Consider the following 22055-nt stretch of genomic DNA (forward strand, 5'->3'; position numbering starts at 1 on the left):
TACCAGGTTTCGTTAGAGTTTGTTTTTTAAGCACCTACTGACCCTGATAGCGATACTCTGTTTCGTTAAAGTTTGTTCAAGCAACTATTGACCCACATAACAATACACCGTCTCGTAAAAGCTTGTTGGAGTCTCTACTAACCCACATAACGATCCCCTGTTTTGTTAAACCTCTGCCTTTGCGCTAAACAACCCCTATGTCCCTCTAAATCTCGAATTAAACAGCGAGATTTACGAATCGGTGTTTCCTGGCGTCCAAACACAATTCCGATTCAAAATGATAGGGGGGCTAGGTAATGGCTGCAGCAATGCCAACCTAAACAGCCTAACCCACTGTAGTCCATTCCCCAAGCTATGCCATTAAAGCCATCAAGGCTATCAAAGCTGAATCACGTCGCCGCTATCGAGGAAATAGAGCCATTTCTCTTCCACCGGGACACCCGTAATATCTTCAATTGCCCTGGCGTACAGGTCCAATTGGAAACGGTAGGACTCCGCCAATGCCTTTACTCCGCCGCGATGCTCCAGCACTTTGTCGCTCTTGTAATCCAGCAAATATTGCTTGCCGTCCGCGTAAAATAAACAGTCAACAACCCCTTGAATCAGAACTGTCTCGCCGTCCAGTCCAGCAAGCGCATATAGCCTATCGGGATCGGACGTTTTATCAGCCTCAGCCGCGCTATCCGCTGAATTTACACTACCGTCAATCAAGCTAGTAGAAGCTATATCCACTATATTTCCGCTAGTTTCGGATAGCGTTGCTGACCCGGCAAACAGCTCAGCTAAAGGTGCCAGAGTTGGATACGCCTCGGCAGCTGACAATCCGTAGCTAAACGGCAGCTCGCGCTTGATCCAGTCCGCACGGTCCAGCAATTTCCCAATCGGGCTATTCCAGAATTCAGCAATGCGAGCTGTATCGATCTCCGCTGCCTGTTCCACCGTCATGATCTTCTTCTCAATTAGTGACTGTAGAAGCTCAGCAACAACTGCCTCGCCCCTTCCTTTGTCAAAGGGCAGGTGCTGCATGACCGTATGATACGCTGTTCCGCGTTCCGTTGCCGTCAATTTGGCCTGCTCCATGAAGCGAGGTCTACGCAGATGCAATTTAAATTCTACCTGCTCCGCACTTTGGGACATTTCCTGCTTCATCTCAGCTGTGGCAAACAAGCTGACCGCACTTTCTTCTTCGGTACGGTGCAATGATTTCATCTCAGTCACCGATGTCTTGGCAGAGATTCTTGTAGCCGCAGTGTGCGGGTATACCCAATTCAACCGGGACTTGATCAGAGTATCAAGCTCATCTCGTCCAAATTCCGCTGCTGCATGTTCACCTTCATCAGCCGGTAGACTATTCAACCCAAATTCCTCGAGAGCTCCCCCCATTCCGGCTGCCGCAGCTTCAATCCGAGCAGCCGGTACGGCTACCTCCTGTGCACTTACCAGTTCAATTGCCCAAGCCGATCTGCTGTCAACAAGAGCTGTGCTCATCAGCTCCGGCAGTCCTCCAAACCTGCGCAGCTCAGCAGCCGCAGCATGACGAATTAACGCCGGTCCAATCCAGTCAAGATAGCAACGGCCTCGTACAAGCACATAATCCGGCAACCGCTCATCCTGTACCTCAAGCACTCCGCCCCAATTCTGGGCGGACTTGACCAAATCCTTGACTGATGAGACAAGAATCAGCTTCTCTTTCGGCCGTGTCAGGGCTACATAGAGCACACGCATCTCTTCTGCCAGCAGTTCCATCTGTGCCCGTCTGCGGATTGCCAAATTGGGCAGTGTTGGATAACTGACTCTGAGCTCACTATCAATATATTTCGGGCCGAAGCCCATCTCTTTATGAATCAGAAAAGGGGCGTTCAAATCCTGGCGATTGAACATTCTGGAGAGTCCGGCCACGAATACAACCGGGAACTCTAATCCTTTACTCTTATGAATCGTCATGATGCTGACCGCATCCTCTTGCCCCTCAGCCGAAGCGGCAGCACCCAAGTCTCCTCCATTATCCTTAAGCCGCTGAATATAGCGAAGGAAGCGGAACAAACCTCGGGATGATGTCGCCGATTCATACTGAGTAGCACGATCATACAGCGCCCGCAAATTAGACTGCCTTTGCGACCCTCCCGGCAAGCCACCTACCCAATCCAAATAACCGGTATCGCGGAAAATCCCCCAGATTAAATCGCTAAGTTCGCCTTCACGGGCACGGTTTCGCCACCCGCTAAGCTGACTTAAAAAACGCTGCAACCTCACACCCAGTGTCAATGAGCTTCCATCTGCAGTCGAACAGGTCTCATTAGCGCGGTCAACCCCAGCTGCACTCACTTCACCCGCTACAATTGCATTCTCTCCCGGGCGAAGATTTGCTGCTGTACCCTCATCCTCCGCCATTACCCATCTGCTTTTCGAATCGTGAGCGGCCAGTTCCGTTTCTCCGGAATGACCTGCTTCGCTCTGAGCAGCGCTCAGAACAGCTTCATAGAAATGGCCGCGCTCGGCTGCAAGGCGTATCTCAGCCAATTCTTCTTCCGAGAAGCCATATAACGGCGAGCGGAGTACAGCAGCCAGCGGTATATCCTGAAGCGGATTGTCGATCACCTGAAGCAACGACAGCATCGTATCGACTTCAGAAGCCTGGAAGTACCCCTGGCTCAACTCTGCCGCGGCCGGTATGCCCTCACGCCGCAGCTCTTCGATCATGACCGGCGCCCAAGACAGTGTCGATCTGAGCAAAATCGTCATATCCCGGTAGGCAACCGGACGCATGGCACGCAACTGCTTATCGTAGATTTGCAGGGGAGGGCGGCCGCCTTCGCCAAGCAGCTTGCGGATTCGTTCTGCAATCGCCCGCGCCTCCAGCTGCACAGCCTCAAGCTCGATGGCTTCCTCCGTCTCACTGCTACCCTCTACGCCATCAGCGCTATCCGCTTCAGTCATAGAAGCCAAGCTATCCTTGCTGCGATCAATCAAGAGCAGCTCAGGACGATATTCATCTCCGTTTTGTTCGCTGTCAGGGAAACCCTCGCCATAAACAAGCTCGGCCCGTTCGTCGTATTCGATCTCCATCGCGCTTTCGTTCATCATCTGTCTGAACAGCATGTTAACCGCATGAACAACTTCCCGGCGGCTGCGGAAGTTCCGGGCCAGGTCGATTCTCAATCCTTGCTCACCGATCTCGTCCCCGTAGCTGCGGTACTTCTGCAGGAATAACCCGGGTTCCGCTAGCCGGAACCGATAGATGCTCTGCTTCACATCGCCGACCATAAAGCGATTGCCGGGAGCAGTCCGGGCGATCAGGGAGATAATATCCTCCTGAACGGTATTCGTATCCTGATATTCATCAAGCAGCACTTCATCATATTGGGCCTGATATTCAAGAGCCGCCGCAGATGGTTGTAAATTTCCCGGAGTTGAGTCCGGATGCCGCAGAATCTGCAGGCAATAATGCTCCAAGTCTGCAAAATCAAGCCAGCCCCTGGCCGTCTTGTCCGTACGATAGCGAGCACCAAACTCGGCAATTAACTCGGCAAGCTCCCTCATTAGAGGCGCAGCTTGATGCAATTCGTCCAGATAAGCCTCTGGGGTTCGTCCAAATAACTGAGTCTGCAGTTCACTGACCAGCTTCTTCGCTTCCTCGCGCAGCGTTTTGGCCCGCTCCTGCAGCAAAGGGTCTGTCTGGTCCTTCTTGCACGGCTTCAGCTTGCCAAAGCTTACGGATTGAAAAATATCATACAGCCCGGCCCACGGGCTTTCCTGAACCGCAGTCAATAAGCTGCCGATCACTTGGATATCATCCGCAAATGTAACCGCATAGGGTTGTGGCCCTCCCGGAGCCTCGGCAATCGTACGAGCCTGCCTTAGCAAATCTGCAGCCCCAATTAACGCGAGCTCCGTATCGCGAACAATGCTCTGGACCCACAAGCTGTTCTCGAGCGCAGCCGCATCCGGAGCAGCAAAAGCATCAGCGGCTTCGAGCAGCCAATGTTCCGGCCAAGAATGACTCTGTGCGAAGTCATAAAGCTTCAATACCAAGGAGAAAACAGCATCATCACTCCGCTCCCCGCCAAACCAGTCGACCAGGCTTAAAAAGCGGTTCCCGTCCGCCGCCGAAGCATACTTGTCCTCAAACAGCTGCTCCAGAACCTCTTGTCTGAGCAGGGCTGTCTCGCTCTCAGCGGCAATTCGAAAGCCCGGATCCAGCGGAATCAGAGTGTAGTAACGCTGAATCACTTCCATACAGAAGGAGTGCAGCGTCGTAATTGAAGCGCGACCAAGCATCGCCAACTGGCGTGTAAGATGTTCATTGCCCGGATCCTGCACCAACTCCTTCTCCAACGCTTCGCGAATCCGCCCTCTCATCTCCGACGCAGCTGCCTTGGTAAATGTAGCAACGAGCAGACGGTCAACATCAAGCGGATGCTCCCGCGAAGACAGCTTGCGGATGATTCTCTCAACCAGCACCGCTGTCTTGCCTGATCCAGCTGCCGCTGCAACGAGAATATCCCCGCCAGTCAGCGTAATTGCACGCCATTGATCATCGCTCCAGAAGCTTCCTTGCGGTTTCGGCATATTCATTCTTGCTCATCCTTTCTGCCCAGCTCATCAAACAGTTCCCAGATCTCATTCTTGCCCGGCTTGCTCAACACTTGATAACCATTATCCTCATGACTGCCTTCAAATCGGCATACCGATCGGTAAGGGCAGTAAGTACATGCCGTCTCGGCGCCTAGCCGATAAGGGGCGATATCTACATTACCATCGGTAATACGCGTACCGATATCCGAAATAATGCCGCGTACAGAACCGAGCAAAGACTGCCACTGTTCCAGCGTAGCTACCGCTGCACTGCTATAAAACCCACCATCTGCTTTAACTGCAACGGGCAGAATATCTGAATATCCTTTTTCCAGTTGATCGTCCATCTTGGAGATCACTTCCCGATCAGCCAGCAGCAAGCCCTTCAGCTTAAACCGCTTCAGCATCTCCAATTGGGCCTGCTCGGGGCTCATACCGTTACTGCTCTGCAGCAGCGGATTGTGAACATGGAAATAGAGCGTGCCCGCAGGCAATGCCGGACGGCCCAGCCAAGCCTCGGCAGAAGATAAGAGCACATCCAAATACGTAAGCATCTGTAGCGATAAGCCGTAATACACTTCATGCAGTCGCAGATCCGTCTGACTTGATTTATAGTCAATCACGCGCAGCAGCAAGCCTTGATCGCTCTCCGCCATATCTACGCGGTCAATTCTGCCCACGATCTCCATAACACAGCCGTTAGGCAACTGAAAAGTCAGCGGCGGTAATGTACGTCCCGGACCAAAGTCCAACTCCAGTCCGATCGGCTCAAAGCTGCCGCGTCGCGATTGCTCCCCCAGAATAATAGAAGCGCGGCCGACGATATTCTTCAGCTTGCGAGTAATATAGCCATAACGATGCGAGCTGAGCAGAATTTCTCCCTGCAGCTTGGGAGCCAGCTTGTCTACTGCGGACTCCGCCTCCTGCAGGCATTCCTCTGTCGTCAGACTTCCCCAGCTCCGATTCTGATCTTTAAAATTGAAGGCCATCATGCTAAGTGCGGCGTGAAACAACTGACCGATGTCCGGTGCCTGTAGTCGGTAAACCTGCCTTTCCTTCAATTTCAAGCCGTAAGCAGCAAAATGTGAGAACGGACAGGCCGAAAACTTCTCCATTCTGGACACGCTTGTCCGCAGTTTTTTGCCGTACAGTTTATGACTGGTTGCAGGGGTAAGTCTGTTAGCAAGGTTGCGATAATTCAAGGAGCCAAGCAGAAACTCCGTTGTATCCTGCCACTCTTCCTGGGTTCGATACCATTCGAGTACCCGCCACCATACCGGAGACACTGTCAAGCCCGACCTCCAACTCCGCAGTTGCGCGATCAGATTGGTTAAGGTTGGAAGAGGCCGGTGTATATGCTCAAGCTGGCTGTCCAGCGATTCGCTTACATCCGTCCCTCGGTTGAGATACCCCTCCTGCAAAGCCGGAAAGATCCGTTTCATCTGGCGTATAACCTCGGATGGAAGCAGCGGCTTGCCCTCCTCATCCGCGATAGGATAACTTAGCCATAAAGAATGGCTGGCAGCAGTGATAGCTCCATAGATTAGAAACCTCTCATCAAGCAGCCTACGCGTCATTCCAGGAGCCAGTTCAAGTCCAATTTCACTTAGCCGTAGACGTTCTTGGTCGCTAAGCACCCCTTCCTCCTGCAAGTTTGAAGGCATGATTCCTTCATTAATGCCAAGCAGGAAAGCGTGTCTAACATGGCTCGTCTGAGTCCGATCCGTGCTCCCAACCAATACCTGATCCAGAGCAGGCGGAACCAGGCCCAGCTTCAGATCCTTGAGCCCTGTCTCCAAAATGCCGGAGAACATCTCCAGCTCCAGTTCCTCATCGCCCATCATCTCTACGATCTGGTCAAGCAGTCCAAGAACAGCATCCCAAAGCTGACGATGCTCCAACGCAAGCTGCGGTTGACCTTGTACAAGCGCGGTATGCGCCATCGTATCGAGCCGCTGCGGCGCTTCGATCTGCTCAAGCAGATGATAGACAGCTGCGCACATCTCACGTACATTTGCCGAATGTTTGAGCCGTCTTTCAAAAGCAGACAACGGTGTACTAATCAGACTCCTGCACTGTTCCAGACGACGAAGCTGTCTATGATCTGACATTCCCTCGCCATTTGGATCCTGAGTCAGTTCCAGCGATAGGCTAGGGGCATTCTTCCACGGTCGTCCATCATACCAGCGATAGCCCTGAATGCCACTGGCAAGCGCATAGTTCTCCAGTACATCCATATCCTCGCGTGTGAGACTTCCGTCCAGGGGGAGCAGAAACTCGCTTTTGACGCAGCGGAACACATCTTCATAGCGCCAGAATCGCAGCACCACATCCAGCGCACCACGAATAAACTCCATTAACGGATGATAGAGAATGCTTGCTTTTTTATCCATAAAAAAAGGTATTCCGTAATCTGCGAACACAGGACGAATCACATGCTCATAATCCTGCAAATTCCGCACAAAAATAGCCATATCACGCCACCGGGCATCCTCTTCCCGGGCCAGCCTGACCATCTCGCGCGCCGCTCCTTCTACCTCGGCTAATCTATTTGCAGCTCCGTGCATATGGAGCGATTTAGACATATCATTGGGCGCAGCATCCCCTTGCCACGGTATACGACGTTCATACGCATACTCCAGATGGGAGAGCGTCTCGCTCCCTTTAAATCTAGGAAAAGGTCTGGCATCCAGCAGCACAGTATCCTTAACTTCAATACCTGCTGTTAATGCCATATCGCGCAGCTTCATATATGTAACCGCCGTCGGATAGAACAAATTAAGCTCATGCGGCGGAAATCCGTCATCATAAGCACGATCGAGGGTCAAGGCTACCGTCACACTGGCGGCCGTCTTCATTAACGCCATAAGCGCTAAATATTCCTGCGGGGTGAAGGTCTGGAAACCGTCGATCCAAATATTTGCATCGCGCAGATAGGTCGATGTCCCAGCTCCTTCTGCAAGCTTGAACACATGGTCCTCAGCATCAATATAAAATCGAGCCAACTCTGTATCGAATTCCCGAAAAATCATGCTAAGATCGCTCATCTTGTCTTTTAACAAAGATGAGGTTTTGGAGGAGCTTTCCAACAGATCGATATGTTCCTCCAGGCACGAAAAGTCAGCATTATGCTTCTTCAACTCGGTATATAAATCATTCATACGCTCGATTAGCCCAAGTTGATCGGCTGACTTTCCGAACAACTTCAATTCGTCCTGATGGCGTCTGACTATTTTGTAGAGCAGCATTTTCTTGCCTTCCTCACTGATCGGCACAAGCGCGGAGCCGCCCGTCTCTTGCATTACCCGTAAGGCAAGACGGCGAAAGCCCAGTACCTGGGACCGCACCGTCCCAGGTATACCAGGTGTAGTTAGAATAGCTTGTTCAATCTGGAAGGTCCCCTGTTCGGGAGCTAGCAAAATCAGCGGCGAGCCCGTCGGATTGGAGCGCATTTCTGCGGTGACTGTATCCAGGATCATGCTGCTCTTGCCGCTGCCCGAGCGGCCGATAATGAATTGAAGCGACATATGGTTTCCTCCTAACGCAACTTGGAGTCTATTTTAACGTGTAATAGCCAATTTATTCGTATGATTCAGTATATCATATCAAAAGAAAATAAGAATGTACGTTCCTAGATATAGGCAATTGAAGTTTATGGACAATATCTCCCTTGTCCTCACTCCATCTCACAGAAAAGCCTGTAAATATGCAGGAATTCCGCTAATCCGGCAACCTGCAATAGTCCATCTCTGTAATAATACAATTTTTTCCTCCGTATAGCTCGATTCCCTGGCATATGGTGAATAATTCTGCATATTTGCAGGAATCTCCTTAGTTCACGCGGCTTAAGATAAAAAATCTGCATTACAGATTTCGATCCAAACGAACCCACAAAAAAACGATGGTCCCCGGTTCAGGTCCGGGAAACCATCGTCAAAACTACTCTATATATGAAATGATTCTTTCATTTCTTATTCTGCTTTTACAAGAATCTTCACTTGATTTTTCTCTTTCAGAAGTGCTTCAAAACCTTCTTCAATCACATCATCCAGCTTAATCCGCTTGGTTACAAGCTTATCGGCCGAGAAGTAGCCTTGACCCATCAAGCTGATTACGGCTGGGAACACGTTGCGGTAGCCGATGATACCTTTGATGCTGCGTTCCTTCATAACTACATGGTTAGGATGAAGTGCCGCTTCTTTCTCGAAGATGCTGACGATCATCAATTCGCCGCCAATTCTTGTCGAGTTCAGCGCTTGAGTGAATACTGGAGGAACCCCTGTAACTTCGAATGCAACGTCCACACCGCCATCGGTGCGTTTGTGAAGCTCTTCAACTACATCATATTCTTTAGGATCGATGACGATCGCACCAAGCTCCGTTGCTTTTTGCTTACGTTCGGGAGAAAGCTCGACAGCATAGATCTCCGATGCGCCGGAAGCTTTCAGAGCTTCGATAACGAGCAAACCGATTGGGCCAGCGCCAAACACAACCGCTTTGTCACCGACTTTAAGTTTGCTCTGACGGACAGCATGAAGCGCTACAGCAGAAGGTTCTACTAAAGCGCCTTGCTCATAGGAAATATTGTCGGGAATTTTATGAACCATCGCTTCGTCTGCAGCTACATATTCAGAGAAACCGCCCCCGCCACCTGCAAGACCCAGGAAGCCCATGGTCGAACACAGGTTGTAGTAACCGGCTTTACAAGCTTCGCAATGACCACATGCATAAATGGGTTCAACCGTAACACGATCGCCAGCTTTAAACTTCGTTACTCCTTCACCGACTTCAACAACTTGTCCGGAAAATTCATGCCCCATTACGACAGGAGCTTTCTCTCCGGTGATTGGATGTGGTGTACCTTCTGGAATAAAGATTGGCCCTGCTGTATATTCATGTAGGTCGCTGCCGCAAATACCACACCATTCGACCTTAATTTTCACTTTCCCCGGTTTAGCAGCCGGTTCTTCAATATTCTCTAAGCGCAGGTCTCTTTGACCATGCCATCTTAGTGCTTTCATCTATTCCATCCCCTTAGATGTATTAAAAATAAAATAAAATTCAGCATAATATCCGGAAATTTATATGTCTTTTTCGGAAACGTTTCCTTAACAAACTCTAGCACTTTGCTAACGTCGTGTCAACGGACATATTATTTTTATCTATGATAATACTCACATTATTAAGGGTATGTTATAATGATTTTGTGGATAATAGGTTAACATTTGTGGAAATGATTTCGAAAATGGCAAGGATGGGATCCTATTTGGAGAAAAATAAAGTTACGATTGAGGTCGTGGCCGCAAAAGCTGGAGTCGGAATCGCGACTGTCTCTAGGGCTATTAATAATATGGGCGGAATTAGTCCAAAGACGAAGGCCAAGGTGCTGGCAGCCGTAGAGGAACTAGGCTTTGTGCCGAATTCAAATGCGCAGAATTTGAAGCTTCGCCAAACGAAGCAGATTGCGCTGGCAGTGCCTGATATTCGCAACGCTTTTATTCCGGAGATTGCCTACTCGGTAGAACAAGCCGCCAAATATTTCGATTACCGTGTCGTACAAATTAATACATTAGGCAATGTGAGATCAGAGCTGGAGGTATTGCGTGATATTAAGAAGCTCCACGTGGATGGGCTTATTATTTTGCCGCTGGCCTACCCCAAGACACTCAAGGACCTCATTAACAAGTCCAAATTGCCCATTTCCATTATCAATTACGGCAAAAAGTTAGATTCGGATACAAAAGCGGATATCGTCAGCCTCTCCACCCAGGAAGGCAAGCTGGCTATGGAGCATCTGATCAGCATTGGACGAACAAGAATTGGTTACGCGGGTGCGCGGAAGGAGATTATCGAGGAGCGATTTTTCGCGTATGAGGATGCGCTTGATCATGTGGACCCCTCGCTCGTCTATTTCGGTGAGGATTTCTCGCTTCAGACTGGAGCCAGGGCGGCCGATCATTTCGTGAATTTGGCCCATATGCCGGATGCGATCTATGCCGGTAACGACATGGTCGCGATCGGGCTGCTGAACCGTTTCAAAGAGCTCGGTATTCGAGTGCCTGAAGATATCGCTATCGTCGGGATCGATAACAATATTTTATGCACGATAACGACACCCAAGCTAAGCTCCGTCTCCATTATGGGCTCGGAAGTGGCCAAGGTGGCGACCGAGCTGCTGCTTCAGCGTATCCAGGAGCAAAAAATTGGGCTGTATGAGCGGGTTCAGTTTGAACCGCGCCTCTTCGTCAGGGAGTCCAGTTTGGCCCCGACTCGCACTACCCAGTATATTGAATAGCTACAGTTGTCATAAAATTAAGGGGCTGCCGCTAAGTTGAATTTTCGACTTAAGGAAGCCCTTATTTGCGTGCTCAGCAATATGGGAATTCTCATGGTTTCGACCTTTTGACTTTGGAATTTTGCCCTGATCATTCGGACATTCTTGTCCGTTAGCGTCGATCCCCCTGTACTCTACCCTTGTAACGGACATAAATGTCCGTTACAAGCGAGAATGCCGCTGGGGACCGCATTTGGCTTCTAATGGTCAAAAATGAACGTCAGGGAAGCGAGTTGTTTTCTCCTTGCTCTAAAAGTTCATTTTTGACCGTTTGATAAAGGCGGATAAGGGCGAAGACTTCGCGAGCTCAAGTGGCTATGGCAGCCAAAAATAGGAAATATCCCAACCCAGTAGAGATGACTCCTTTTACTGCATGATGACTATTGTACTCCCGCAAACAGTTCGCTATAAAGGCTAATAAACCTCCTCAGTCCTTCACGTAACTGCTGTTCATTCAAGTAGGAATAACTCATGCGGATCCGTGTGTTCATCTCCCTCAGCGGATCACAAATCGAACCCGGCACAAAGGTAATCGATTGCTCCCGGGAGCTTTGAAGCAATCTATCCATGAGGGTTGATTCCGGTAGCTGGATCCATAAGTTAAAACCACCAGCCGGACTGTTCCACTGCCAACCGGTAGCCGACAGCTCCTCCTCCATGATTTCCTTGCGTATCGCAAGCGCGATCCGCAGCTTTTCCAGATGCTGTTGCATTCGTTCCGAGAAGAAGTAATGCAGGAAGATCTTCTGATTTAGCAGCGGCGTGCCACTGTCGGACAAGGATTTGGCCTTAAGCAGATAATTCATGATTCCCGGTCGGCAGGCAACCATAGCTATGCTCAGACCCGGAGCGATATACTTACTGAAGCTGCGGATATAGATCACATATCCGGCAGTGTCATAAGTGAATAACGGGGCAGGCGGAGCTTTTGCAAAATAAATATCCGGATTCGGATCATCCTCAATTAACAGGCATTGATACTCCGCCGCCAGGTCAACCAGACTCTTTCGCTGCTCCGCAGGTACAGTGTATCCCGTCGGATTTTGAAAGGTTGGATTCATGTAAAACAGACGCGGTTTGTATTTTTGCATGAGCTGCTCCACCTGCTCCAGACAGTACCCGTGAGGGGTAATCTCAATTGGAATAAGCTCAGCTCCCTGCCTCCGGAATACGTCGATCGCCGGGCTGTAGGTTGGACGTTCCAGCAGCACAACATCCCGCGGCCGCACGAGTACTCTGGCGAGCAGATCAATGGCTTCCTGCGAACCGGAACTGATCAGAATCTCCTGACTTCCTAAATCACAACGATAACGCTCCGTAAAATAACGGCTTAACGCCTCACGCAGCTCCAAATCTCCTTGAGTGGTCGAGTAGGTTCCCAGCACCTTCGGATACAGATCGAACACTCTTTTTACATAGGCAGAAAGGTAGCGATTAGGCAGAAGATTTGGATCCAACAACGCTTTCGAGAACTGATAGGAGGCCTGCACCTGGTGGATCTCGGAAAGGTAACTATCATGAACATAAGCTGAAATGATCGGGTCCTGCTGCGCGCCGGGCGGCAGCTCATTGCCGGGCTGGACATAATATCCGGATTTATCCTTCACATACACCATATTATTCTGTTTTAACAATTGATAAGCCTTGAAGACAGTCAGGCGATGTACTGCAAATTCCGTTGCCAATGCCCGAACGGAGGGAAGCTTCTCATTCGCCTTCCACTCCCCGCGTTTGATCCGCTCCAATAGAAAGTCATATATTTGCTCAAACAGTTTATCCGAGTTTGCATTCGGAGTAATATGTTTGCCCATAAGCGGTCCTCCTTCCTCCCCTACTCTTATTACACATGGTCATTATTATGATACCTGTTAGCGGTCAGATCTGTTCTATCCAATGTCATCTGTTCTATTACCTTCATCTTATTATAAAACAATACTAAGGAGGAATAGACATGGTATTAATAAACTACTTGCTAATGTGTCTTATTTTTGGAACGACCTTTCTGGCCATTAAACTGGGAATTGATGCTGGAGCGCCGCCCTTTTTCTCGGCAGGCCTTCGCTTTCTGGCCGCGGGCGGCATTCTGCTCTCATCCATGGTAGCTAGACGAAAGGCAAGCTTCTCCCTTCTGCTGCGCAAAGAGATGTTACTAACCGGGGCAGCTTTAACCTTCGGCGTATTTGCCACCCTATACTGGGCCGAGCAGTATTTGAGCTCAGGGATTGCGGCGATTTTGTCGGCCACCGCTCCATTAATGATTTTGCTGCTGCAGGCCTTTCTTACCCGGCAACGTTTGTCCTTAAGTTCGGTCATAGGCTGTCTCCTGGGGACGGTCGGCATTGTACTGCTGCTCCTGCCAGGCATTACAGTAAGCTTCAGCAAGCTATGGGTGCTTGGGTGTGCAGCTGTCCTCCTAGGCCAGGTATTCTATTCAGCCGGCACCGTCTATTCACGCCGTGTTGTGCAGCAATTTCGCGATGAATCTCCCATCGCGCTGAACGCAGCCCAAATGATATACGGGGGTTCATTATTGCTCATTTTGTCTCTATTCACGGAGAAGGTAGATTTCACGGTAATGTTTACCCCGCATGCGGTTTTACCGCTTTTATACTTAATCGTCTTTGGTTCAATGACCGGACATACTATCTTCTATTGGTTAATTGCCAAGACGAATCCCGTATTCCCGTCGACCTGGCTGTATATTTCGCCGCTTATCGCTTTATGTGTTGGCGCTATTCTATATGGCGAACCGATATCGCTTGTATCCGGATTAGGCGGCTTCACGATTATCGTCGGGATTATTGTGATTAATCTGGATAACTTGAAAGTCAGAGCCGTGCAAATGCGCAGATAGCCAAAAAAACCGGGAGACTCTGCTACACGAGTCTTCCGGTTTTTCATATAGTACTGACACTCCCCTTCCCGGACAGAGCAATACTGCTTATCCTGAAGGAGGGCTTAAAAGGTTTTGCTGCGGACTTCGAAGATCGCAAATTTGAGATAATGCCCTTCATCAACGCCAAGGATTTGCGGATGGTCTTTGCCCGCAGCGCGCCACTCGACGAGCCGCAATATTTTGCCGGCATCAGCAGCTGCATCCTGGATCGTCTGGAGAAATAAATCCGGACGCATATGGTAAGAACAGCTGGCCGTAACCAGATAGCCACCCTCATTTACCAGCTTCAGCCCTTGCAGATTAATCTCCTTATACCCGCGGCAAGCGCCTTTCACTGCCGATCTCGTCTTGGCAAATGCCGGAGGATCGAGAATAACGACATCCCAGGTCCTTCCGCCTCCTGCCGTCATTGGCACGGAAGTGTCTACCTTGCCTTCCTTCAAGGCGCGGCGGGTTCGCTCATCCATCCCTTTGGCCTGACTGCGCAAGTAATCAAAGGCATCAGCGACAACAAATTCAACACGATCCGTAAATCCGTTCAGTTCGACATTCACTCTTGCGCTTTCAATCGCGTGCTCAGAAATATCGAGACAGGTTACTTTTTTGGCACCGTATTTGCATGCATGAAGTGTAAAGCTTCCGGTATGAGAGAAGCACTCCAGTACAGAAGCTCCATCCCAATACGGGAAGGTTACTACTTTGCCTTTGGAGTTAACCGGCAGAAGTTTAGGCTCTTCTCCAAGCTCGACAATCTCCTTCAGCTCAATCCCGTTCCGTCTTCCCCATCCGGTCATTATCGGCTTAATCGAAGCCCGATTCTCACGCTGATCGAAGAAATATCCCGTCTTCTGCCCTTGCTCGATATCCACCTTAATCTTTAGGCCATTCTCGAGGATCGTTACATAACGAGGCGCATCTCCATATAACGGACCCTTCACCTGCTCAAGGCCTTCCATCTCCCGTACGGATACATCGCTTCGTTCGTATATAGCAGTCGGCCCCAGCACCTTGACCAGCGCCTCAACAATCGCCTCCCGGCAATGATCCATGCCAAGCGTCAACAGCTGCACGACAAGCACATCCGCGAAGCGATCTACGATCAGACCCGGCAGGAAGTCCGCTTCACCATAGACAAGTCGGTAAGAATCTCCATCTACAAATCTCTGTCTATGGTTCAAGCATTCGCTGAATCGCGCGGCGAAGAAATCGACATCCATCCTCTCCAGCGGCAGGTAGGATACAGCACGCACCGTAATTTGTGAAGCTGGATTGTAGTAGCCGGAAGCGAGGAACTTGCGGCGGTGGTCATAAATTTGCACCAGACTGCCCGGCAGTGGCTCCCCCTCCACAAGCTCGATTTCATTTTTATACACCCAAGGATGTCCTTGCTCCAAGCGCTTTTTACGGCTTTTGTGTAATATAACGGATGCCATCTGCGTCCACTCCTTCATTGATTTCAAATCATTATGTCTGGCTCTCTAGCCAATAATCAGACCTTTACAGTTATCCCCTCAGGGGCATGGATGTCCCAGCGTCGGCATATAAGTAACTTGTACACCTGTTGTTCGCTTTTCAACACCGAAGCGTATGCTTCGATATGCGTTTTTTGCAAAAACGCTTCAGTTGGATAAAGCCAGGGACTGAGGAGCACAGCTATACGTTTTCGCAGAAAACGACCTCAGAAGCATTTGCTTGTTGTGGGTACGTGAGCACCTGAAATGTTTCCGGAGGAAGCATGACTTCGTAAGCATTTGCTTAGGTCCCGGCCGAATCCAAATTTCGATGCCGAGTCTACTCCCAGGTATACCTCGTGCTCAAAAGCGGACTTTTTGAACTACCTCTAAAGGGGGAAGCCGGATGGTACATGATCTAATACTCCCAGTCACTCTAGGACTCGCCCTCTTCCTGTTCGGAATGAAGCTGATGGAAGCGGCGCTCCATGCCTGGGCCGGTCCAAGGCTGATCAAGCTGCTGCATACATCAACGAAGACGCCATGGGCCGGACTCTTGTCGAGCACCTTCATTACCGCAGTTCTCCAAAGCAGCACAGCCATGACCGTAATGACGATCGGGCTGGTTAACGCGGGGCTGCTGTCTTATGCCCGAACGCTCGGCATCATCCTTGGTGGTAATATCGGCACATGCCTAACCACCGAGCTGATCGCGCTTGATATTTCCAGCTACGGGCTTCCGCTTCTGACGCTATCTCTGCTGCTATGGGCAGCTGCGGTGATGGGCGAGGAATACAGCCCGGGCGGGTATGCCAGCCGCAGGCTTCATTTTCTGCGTCCGCTGCAATATGGTTCACTGGCGCTGGCAGGCTTCAGCCTGATTATGATCGCGATACGCTGGATGCAATCGATTGGCCCACAGCTTGAGGCTTACGGAATTATCGACCGTCTGCTGGACCATGCCGGGGACAGCCTGATATGGGGCGCGCTCGCAGGGGCTGCGGTAACCGCTCTGATCCATAGCAGTGCGGCAGCGATTGCCATGACAATGGGTCTTGTCTCCAGCGGTGCACTGCCTGTTCCATTAGGGATTGCCATGGTGATTGGCTCCAATGTAGGCACCTGTGTTACCGCTTTGATCGCTTCTATCGGCGGCACCAAGTCGGGTAAATTCGTGGCCTTGTCCCATGTCATCCTTAACTTGGCTGGAGCATTATTATTTCTGCCCTTCGTATCTCTGCTGCAGACAGCAGTCTCCTGGGTAACCAACGATGCCGCCGTACAAATCGCCCATTCTCAGACCTTGTTCAATGTAATCAGTTCATTGCTTGCCCTGCCATTTTGTTACTTACCGCTATGGAGCAGGCTTGACTCTAAGGCATAGAGTGGCTGGATTATACCCCTGATACACCAAGCAGCTTTAATGCCTTTTCCAATATAAAATCGTTGTTATCGTAGCCCAATTTCCGCTGCTTCTCCCAAGCATCCAGCGGATCATACCAAGCGACACTGCGAATTTCCTCAAGCTGAGGCCGAAGATCGCCGCCCTTGCTCTCGACCAGGTAATAATGAACCTCTTTGTCCACGGGTCCCCAGGTGGGGTGGGAATAAGTATACGCGATAATGTCGATTAACTGATCGATCCGGCCAATGATGCCAGTCTCTTCGCGAATTTCACGGAGTGCTGTCTGTTCCACGGTCTCGCCTCTTTCCCGTTTGCCCTTGGCGAACGATAGCTTGCCATAGCGATCGGTAATAAGCTGAATTTGCAAATGTCCGCCGCTCGTTCTATATACGACACCCCCAGCGGATATCTGTTTATATGACATCACTGAACCTCCTTTACTCCAACTCCACAGAAGAATATTTTACGGTATGAACCCTCTCTAAATTAACAACAAGGATTTCTTCCCTGCCCAAACAGGGAGAAATCCTTGTGTTCATGTAATATAAGTAGAACAGGCACAGCTAAGCCAGAGCTTGAATCGAATCGTCGAGGACACGTACCAGCACGCCTTCGCTTGTGTTGGCGTCCGCTTTGGTTAACTTAACCCGGCATAGCTTACCGATCATATCCTGCGAACCCGGGAAGCGGATTTGCAAATAATTATCGGCGAACCCTGTTAAATGCCCATCTGCAGCCAAAGCCTCCAAATCCCGTTCAGGGATGACATCAAGAACTTGACCTGTAAAATTCTCAGCATAGGCTAGCTGCATGGTCTCCGACAACTCGATCAGTTCCTGTACCCGGGCGTGCTTAATCTCTTCATCAACTTGATCTTCCATCTTTGCAGCCGGTGTACCTGTCCGGGTAGAATACGGGAATACGTGCATTTCCGAGAAGCCGATACGCTTCAACGTCTCGTAACCGTCGCGGAACATTTCCTCTGTCTCACCAGGGAAACCTACAATTACATCTGTAGTAATCGCTACGTCCGGCATAAACTCGCGGATCCGTTTAATCTTTTGTTCGAATTCCGCCACTGTATATTTGCGGCGCATCCGCTTCAATACGTCGTCGTTGCCGGCCTGGATCGGAATATGGAAATGCCGGCACATCTTCTCGGAACCCTCCAGTACCTCCAGCATCCGCTCATCGATCTGACTCACTTCGATCGAACTAATCCGAATTCGGCCAAGCCCTTCGATCTTATCCAGATCCCACAGCAAATCAGGCAGTTTGTAGTCCTCCAGATCATCACCATATCCGCCGGTATGAATCCCGGTTAATACGATCTCATTATATCCGGCTGCGACCAGCTGACGCGCTTGATTAACAACGCTTTGCGGATCACGGCTGCGGGATAAGCCACGAGCCCAAGGAATAATGCAGAAGGTGCAGAAATTGTTGCAGCCCTCCTGGATCTTCAGAAAAGCACGGGTATGGTCGGCAAAGCTCGGAACATCCAGCTCCTCAAATTCACGAGTCTTCATAATATTGCGCACTGCATTAATCGGCTCCCGCTGTGCTCTGATCTGATTCACATAAGGGATAATCTTCTCGCGGTCCTGATTGCCGATCACAAGATCGACGCCGGGAATATCCATAATCTCTGCAGGAGAAGTTTGGGCATAACATCCGGTGACCGCGATAATCGCGTTCGGATTGCGCCGTACGGCACGCCGAATAATCTGTCTGCTCTTCTTGTCGCCCGTATTGGTGACAGTACAAGTATTGATCAGATACACGTCCGCCGTCTGTTCAAAGTCGACTTGCTCATAGCCCTCATTTTTGAACATTTGCCAGATCGCTTCTGTATCATAAAAGTTCACTTTACAACCCAAGGTATAAAATGCAACGGATGGCATTCTCAAGCTCCTCCCATTTCTCCAGATTCATACATGATGCATGTCAGGGCGGCCATTGCCGCCGTCTCCGTCCGCAGTATACGACGTCCAAGGCCGATAGATGCTGCTCCTGCTTCAACAGCCGCCGTCACCTCAGCCTCCGAGAAGCCGCCTTCCGGCCCGACTACAACTGCTATTCTATAAGTGTTACCTGTCTCAAGCCCCGCGACAAAAGGCCGCAGTGCACCGCGCAGCCCCTGACCATCCTCTTGCTCGTAACACAAGCACACCAGGTCAAAATCTGCGAGAGCAGCGAGTAATTCCTTCCAGGATACAGATGCCATAACGGCAGGAATTGTACTGCGATGGGCCTGTTCTGCGGCCTCCTTCGCGATTTTGCGCCAGCGCTGAATGCGCTTTTCTTCTTTTTTCATATCATATTGGACCACCGTGCGCTCCGAAATAAATGGCAGAAAAGCCGCCGCACCAATCTCGGTGCATTTCTGAATCACGGTTTCCATCTTGTCGCCTTTCGGCAAACTCTGAGCAATCGTGACTTGAAGCCATGGCTCCCCAGCAGGCTCTAGCTGGCTAACGATCTCAGCTTCGACCTCGCCTGGTTCAATCGAGATAATCTTAACTAACGCTTCCCGGGATACCCCATCGCTAACGATGAATTCGTCTCCGGGCTTGGAACGCATTACCTTCCCGATATGCCGGGCATCGTCGCCAGTGATAACAACCTGCTGCTCGCCGAACTGCTCAGACTCAATGAAATAACGCTGCATTCCTTATCATTCCTCAGCTTAATATGCGTGGTTCATAAACCCCTTCAAATTACCATTGTCCATCATACAACTTTTAATACAAGCTTTCCAGTCTATAATGAAGCCCTCCAGCACACTGTAAGCTCGATATCGAACCTGCTTCATGCTTGGCATCTCAATCCAAATTGAACCTTTTGGTCCATTTCTATTACCGATAGAAGAGCATATTGAAGAAAGATATAATATTCCCCGACCACGAATACGCCAAATTATAGAGTGGTGCGATCGTGTAACGCTGCATAAAGGGAACAACAAGTATAACTAAAAAGATAATAATAGACCAGCTCTCAAACTGCTGCAGCATGCCAAGCATCCGGCGTGGCACTATATCCTCCAGGATACGATAGCCATCCAGCGGAGGCAGTGGAATCAGATTGAACAAGAACAGGAAGAAGTTCATATAGATGAACATTCCGAAAAAAGTATGAAGAGCGATCGAAATTTTGCTGTTTCCGTCCATTAACAGATGAGGGATAACCCCAAATCGAAGCAGCACCACGTAAATAAAAGCGCCGAGAATCCCGAGCAGCAAATTGCTAAGCGGGCCAGCGATTGAGACGACAACCCCCATCGTACGCGGCTTGCTGAAGTTGTCCCGATTGACGGGAACCGGTCTTGCCCAGCCGAATCCGGCGATCAGGAGCAATATAATCCCCAACAGGTCGAAATGCACCGCAGGGTTCAAGGTGACTCTACCCAGCAATTTTGCCGTAGGATCACCGAATTTATTAGCGAAATAAGCATGTGAAAATTCATGTACCGTAAACGCAATTAATAAAGTGATAAGAAAGAAAGGAAGCTGGTCTAGCGGGACACGTAAAATCTGATTCAGAAAATCCATAAATCTACCTCTTTCTCGCGACAAATGCGACCCAGTCTTCTTCCCGCGCCGTTTTCTCAATGTCGAATCCAGCCGTTACGAGCGCCTCCTGTACAATTTGCTCTTTATTCTTGTAAATTCCTGATGCAATATAATAGCCGCCTGGCTGCAGGGCTTCGTATACATCTTCAATGAAGAGCAGTATAATCTCGGCCAAAATATTCGCAACCACAACACGAACCGGCAGCTTAACGTCCAGCTTGAACTGCTCGCCCTGCTTCAGAACTGAGAGCAGATCACTCTCGACAACTTGAATGCGTTCCTCAAGCTGATTCAGCTTTGTATTCTCCATCGCGCTTGTTACTGCAATCGGATCAAGGTCCAAGGCCAGCACTCGGGAAGCCCCTAACTGACAAGCCCCAATCGCTAAAATACCAGAGCCTGTTCCCACATCAATCACCTCGTCCCCTTCCTGGATTACTCCTTCCAAGGTACGCAAGCATAGTGAAGTGGTTGGATGTGTGCCTGTTCCAAAGGCCATTCCTGGATCAAGTTCAATAATCTTCTCATCTGAGGATTGTGGTTTATACTCTTCCCAGGTCGGTTTAATCGTCAGCTTATCCGACACGCGCAGCGGCTTGAAATACTGCTTCCAGTTGTTCGCCCAATCATCCTCATGTACATCTCTGACTGTAATTTCGGCCTTGCCCGGATCAATCTTAAAAGCACGAAGCTCTTCCGTACGTTCCTTCACTTGCTTTATAACCTCATCCATGTCAGAGCCCTGTGCAAAGTAACCGCTCAGCTTCGCTTCACCTTCAGGAATATCATTAGGCGGAATCTCGAACCATTGCCCAAGCGATGTATCTCTAGGCTTGCTGTTGTCAACATGCTCCTCAATCGTCACCCCGCCGGCCCCGGCCTCATGCAGAAAGTTAGAGACCATTTCCACAGCTTCCTCAGTAGTATGTATAGTAAGTTCTTTCCAGATCATCGTATGATTTCCTCCTTAGCATTCATGCATAAGATTTATTGTACTATAGAATGTGGCAAGTTGACAAAAAAGCCGCTTACGCGGCTTTTCGGATAGTATTCTATGGACGTTATGGATTCAATTTCTTGCGATGCTGCATCCGTGCATCCGCTCGTTCACTCCGCTCCAACGCTTCCCAATCTTCCTGATCGGCCTGCTCTTCGGAGAATTCCACATTTTCATAATGACCTTCCGCTCCTGCAGAAGCAGGACTCTTCCTATGATTATGACCCGATTGCGAGTGATTCAAATCCAATCCCTCCTTCTCGTGAATTCTCATATGGCTTTTTATCATACTTGGTCAGCCTTCCTCTTGCGTTAGATCAAGCCTCCGGCTTCCTCAACAATACGAAGGGCCTGGTGATGTATGCTCTCATCCACAACGGCCGTAAGCAGAATATCATGGCCTGTAGGACCTCCCTGCCCGCCATGGCTCATCCCGCTATTGGAGGGATCAGCGGCGTATAGCACCCCACTGGAGTGGGCTAGATCAGAGCCATGTGTCATCGCCGGCATCCCCGTGCGGTCTGCCAAGGATTGAAACAGACCCGAGTTCTGTTCAGAGTAGCGGCTGAACCGATCGACCGATACTTCAAGCGCCCTTAAAGCATTCAATTTTCGGGCAACGCCCTCCGCTTCTTCCGGACTCTTGAAATAGGCCAAAATATTTTTCTCACCCATACCAATACCTGCCTCTCCTTCCGGCTGATCCGGCAAATCAGGAACCCTGCAAATCAATGCAGTTTCCTTGAAGTTTTATCATGTATTTCGCGAATCTTTTTTATGCAAATATTAATTAAAATTTGAAACCCATGTCCCATTCTCACGTAT

The 22055-nt window shown here is 49.8% G+C and carries 15 protein-coding genes; 3 read left to right on the plus strand and 12 right to left on the minus strand.

Translation table 11 applies throughout. The features are described from left to right. Window positions 1-378: 378 nt before the first annotated feature. The 3 genes from addA to BN1360_RS22610 form a co-directional block, all read right to left on the minus strand. Window positions 379-4575 (minus strand): helicase-exonuclease AddAB subunit AddA, encoded by a 4197-nt coding sequence (gene addA, locus BN1360_RS22600; protein WP_068782104.1) that lies wholly within the window; start codon window positions 4573-4575, stop codon window positions 379-381. After that, window positions 4572-8102, minus strand: coding sequence for a helicase-exonuclease AddAB subunit AddB (gene addB / locus BN1360_RS22605; RefSeq protein ID WP_068782105.1), 3531 nt, complete (start codon window positions 8100-8102; stop codon window positions 4572-4574). Before addB ends, addA begins: the two co-directional genes overlap by 4 nt. Before the next feature lie 444 nt (window positions 8103-8546). Beyond that, window positions 8547-9596 (minus strand): 2,3-butanediol dehydrogenase, encoded by a 1050-nt coding sequence (locus tag BN1360_RS22610; protein WP_068782106.1) that lies wholly within the window; start codon window positions 9594-9596, stop codon window positions 8547-8549. A 233-nt stretch (window positions 9597-9829) separates the two neighbouring features. Here BN1360_RS22610 and BN1360_RS22615 point away from each other — a divergent pair, with 233 nt between their 5' ends. After that, a complete protein-coding gene (locus BN1360_RS22615) occupies window positions 9830-10870 on the plus strand; it encodes a LacI family DNA-binding transcriptional regulator (protein WP_068782527.1) in 1041 nt (346 codons plus the stop codon). Window positions 10871-11289: 419 nt separating this feature from the next. On the opposite strand, the gene BN1360_RS22620 is transcribed toward BN1360_RS22615, so the two are convergent. Beyond that, window positions 11290-12720 carry an aminotransferase-like domain-containing protein gene (locus tag BN1360_RS22620; RefSeq protein ID WP_068782107.1) on the minus strand — a complete coding sequence of 477 codons (1431 nt, stop codon included), beginning with the start codon at window positions 12718-12720 and terminating at the stop codon, window positions 11290-11292. A gap of 140 nt (window positions 12721-12860) precedes the next feature. Between BN1360_RS22620 and BN1360_RS22625 the strand changes: the two genes are divergently transcribed. Beyond that, the gene (locus BN1360_RS22625; protein ID WP_068782108.1) at window positions 12861-13763 is read left to right on the plus strand and encodes a DMT family transporter; all 903 of its coding nucleotides are present in this window, start codon (window positions 12861-12863) and stop codon (window positions 13761-13763) included. Between the two features lie 104 nt (window positions 13764-13867). Here BN1360_RS22625 and BN1360_RS22630 read toward each other — a convergent pair whose 3' ends face one another. Beyond that, complete coding sequence (locus BN1360_RS22630) at window positions 13868-15238, minus strand: class I SAM-dependent rRNA methyltransferase (RefSeq protein WP_068782109.1); 1371 nt, start codon at window positions 15236-15238, stop codon at window positions 13868-13870. A gap of 424 nt (window positions 15239-15662) precedes the next feature. On the opposite strand from BN1360_RS22630, the gene BN1360_RS22635 reads away from it, so the two are divergent. Next, window positions 15663-16640, plus strand: a complete 978-nt coding sequence (locus tag BN1360_RS22635; RefSeq protein WP_068782110.1) for a Na/Pi cotransporter family protein — start codon at window positions 15663-15665, stop codon at window positions 16638-16640. Between the two features lie 10 nt (window positions 16641-16650). Here the strand turns inward: BN1360_RS22635 and BN1360_RS22640 are convergent, their stop codons facing one another. The 7 genes from BN1360_RS22640 to BN1360_RS22670 all read right to left on the minus strand — a co-directional run bounded on the left by BN1360_RS22640 (window position 16651) and on the right by BN1360_RS22670 (window position 21905). Further along, window positions 16651-17085: an NUDIX hydrolase gene (locus tag BN1360_RS22640; RefSeq protein ID WP_068782111.1), complete on the minus strand. Its 435-nt coding sequence runs from the start codon at window positions 17083-17085 to the stop codon at window positions 16651-16653. Window positions 17086-17224: 139 nt separating this feature from the next. Beyond that, a complete protein-coding gene (gene mtaB / locus BN1360_RS22645) occupies window positions 17225-18565 on the minus strand; it encodes a tRNA (N(6)-L-threonylcarbamoyladenosine(37)-C(2))-methylthiotransferase MtaB (protein WP_068782112.1) in 1341 nt (446 codons plus the stop codon). 2 nt (window positions 18566-18567) lie between these two features. After that, window positions 18568-19332, minus strand: coding sequence for an RsmE family RNA methyltransferase (locus BN1360_RS22650; RefSeq protein ID WP_068782113.1), 765 nt, complete (start codon window positions 19330-19332; stop codon window positions 18568-18570). 187 nt (window positions 19333-19519) lie between these two features. Continuing rightward, on the minus strand, window positions 19520-20212 hold the full coding sequence (locus BN1360_RS22655; protein WP_068782114.1) for a site-2 protease family protein: 693 nt from the start codon (window positions 20210-20212) through the stop codon (window positions 19520-19522). A gap of 4 nt (window positions 20213-20216) precedes the next feature. Then, on the minus strand, window positions 20217-21185 hold the full coding sequence (prmA, locus tag BN1360_RS22660; protein ID WP_068782115.1) for a 50S ribosomal protein L11 methyltransferase: 969 nt from the start codon (window positions 21183-21185) through the stop codon (window positions 20217-20219). A 109-nt stretch (window positions 21186-21294) separates the two neighbouring features. Further along, window positions 21295-21474 carry a YfhD family protein gene (locus BN1360_RS22665; RefSeq protein WP_229521078.1) on the minus strand — a complete coding sequence of 60 codons (180 nt, stop codon included), beginning with the start codon at window positions 21472-21474 and terminating at the stop codon, window positions 21295-21297. Between the two features lie 68 nt (window positions 21475-21542). Then, window positions 21543-21905: a hypothetical protein gene (locus BN1360_RS22670; protein ID WP_068782528.1), complete on the minus strand. Its 363-nt coding sequence runs from the start codon at window positions 21903-21905 to the stop codon at window positions 21543-21545. Window positions 21906-22055: the final 150 nt, after the last annotated feature.

It is taken from the genome of Paenibacillus sp. GM2 (assembly GCF_900069005.2).
Classification (GTDB): Bacteria; Bacillota; Bacilli; order Paenibacillales; family Paenibacillaceae; genus Fontibacillus.

Excerpts from the sequence above, each read along its gene's own strand:
- addA (WP_068782104.1), bottom strand. The coding sequence starts at position 4,575 with ATGAATATGCCGAAACCGCAAGGAAGCTTCTGGAGCGATGATCAATGG.
- addB (WP_068782105.1), bottom strand. The coding sequence starts at position 8,102 with ATGTCGCTTCAATTCATTATCGGCCGCTCGGGCAGCGGCAAGAGCAGC.
- BN1360_RS22610 (WP_068782106.1), bottom strand. The coding sequence starts at position 9,596 with ATGAAAGCACTAAGATGGCATGGTCAAAGAGACCTGCGCTTAGAGAAT.
- BN1360_RS22615 (WP_068782527.1), top strand. The coding sequence starts at position 9,830 with ATGGGATCCTATTTGGAGAAAAATAAAGTTACGATTGAGGTCGTGGCC.
- BN1360_RS22620 (WP_068782107.1), bottom strand. The coding sequence starts at position 12,720 with ATGGGCAAACATATTACTCCGAATGCAAACTCGGATAAACTGTTTGAG.
- BN1360_RS22625 (WP_068782108.1), top strand. The coding sequence starts at position 12,861 with ATGGTATTAATAAACTACTTGCTAATGTGTCTTATTTTTGGAACGACC.
- BN1360_RS22630 (WP_068782109.1), bottom strand. The coding sequence starts at position 15,238 with ATGGCATCCGTTATATTACACAAAAGCCGTAAAAAGCGCTTGGAGCAA.
- BN1360_RS22635 (WP_068782110.1), top strand. The coding sequence starts at position 15,663 with ATGGTACATGATCTAATACTCCCAGTCACTCTAGGACTCGCCCTCTTC.
- BN1360_RS22640 (WP_068782111.1), bottom strand. The coding sequence starts at position 17,085 with ATGTCATATAAACAGATATCCGCTGGGGGTGTCGTATATAGAACGAGC.
- mtaB (WP_068782112.1), bottom strand. The coding sequence starts at position 18,565 with ATGCCATCCGTTGCATTTTATACCTTGGGTTGTAAAGTGAACTTTTAT.
- BN1360_RS22650 (WP_068782113.1), bottom strand. The coding sequence starts at position 19,332 with ATGCAGCGTTATTTCATTGAGTCTGAGCAGTTCGGCGAGCAGCAGGTT.
- BN1360_RS22655 (WP_068782114.1), bottom strand. The coding sequence starts at position 20,212 with ATGGATTTTCTGAATCAGATTTTACGTGTCCCGCTAGACCAGCTTCCT.
- prmA (WP_068782115.1), bottom strand. The coding sequence starts at position 21,185 with ATGATCTGGAAAGAACTTACTATACATACTACTGAGGAAGCTGTGGAA.
- BN1360_RS22670 (WP_068782528.1), bottom strand. The coding sequence starts at position 21,905 with ATGGGTGAGAAAAATATTTTGGCCTATTTCAAGAGTCCGGAAGAAGCG.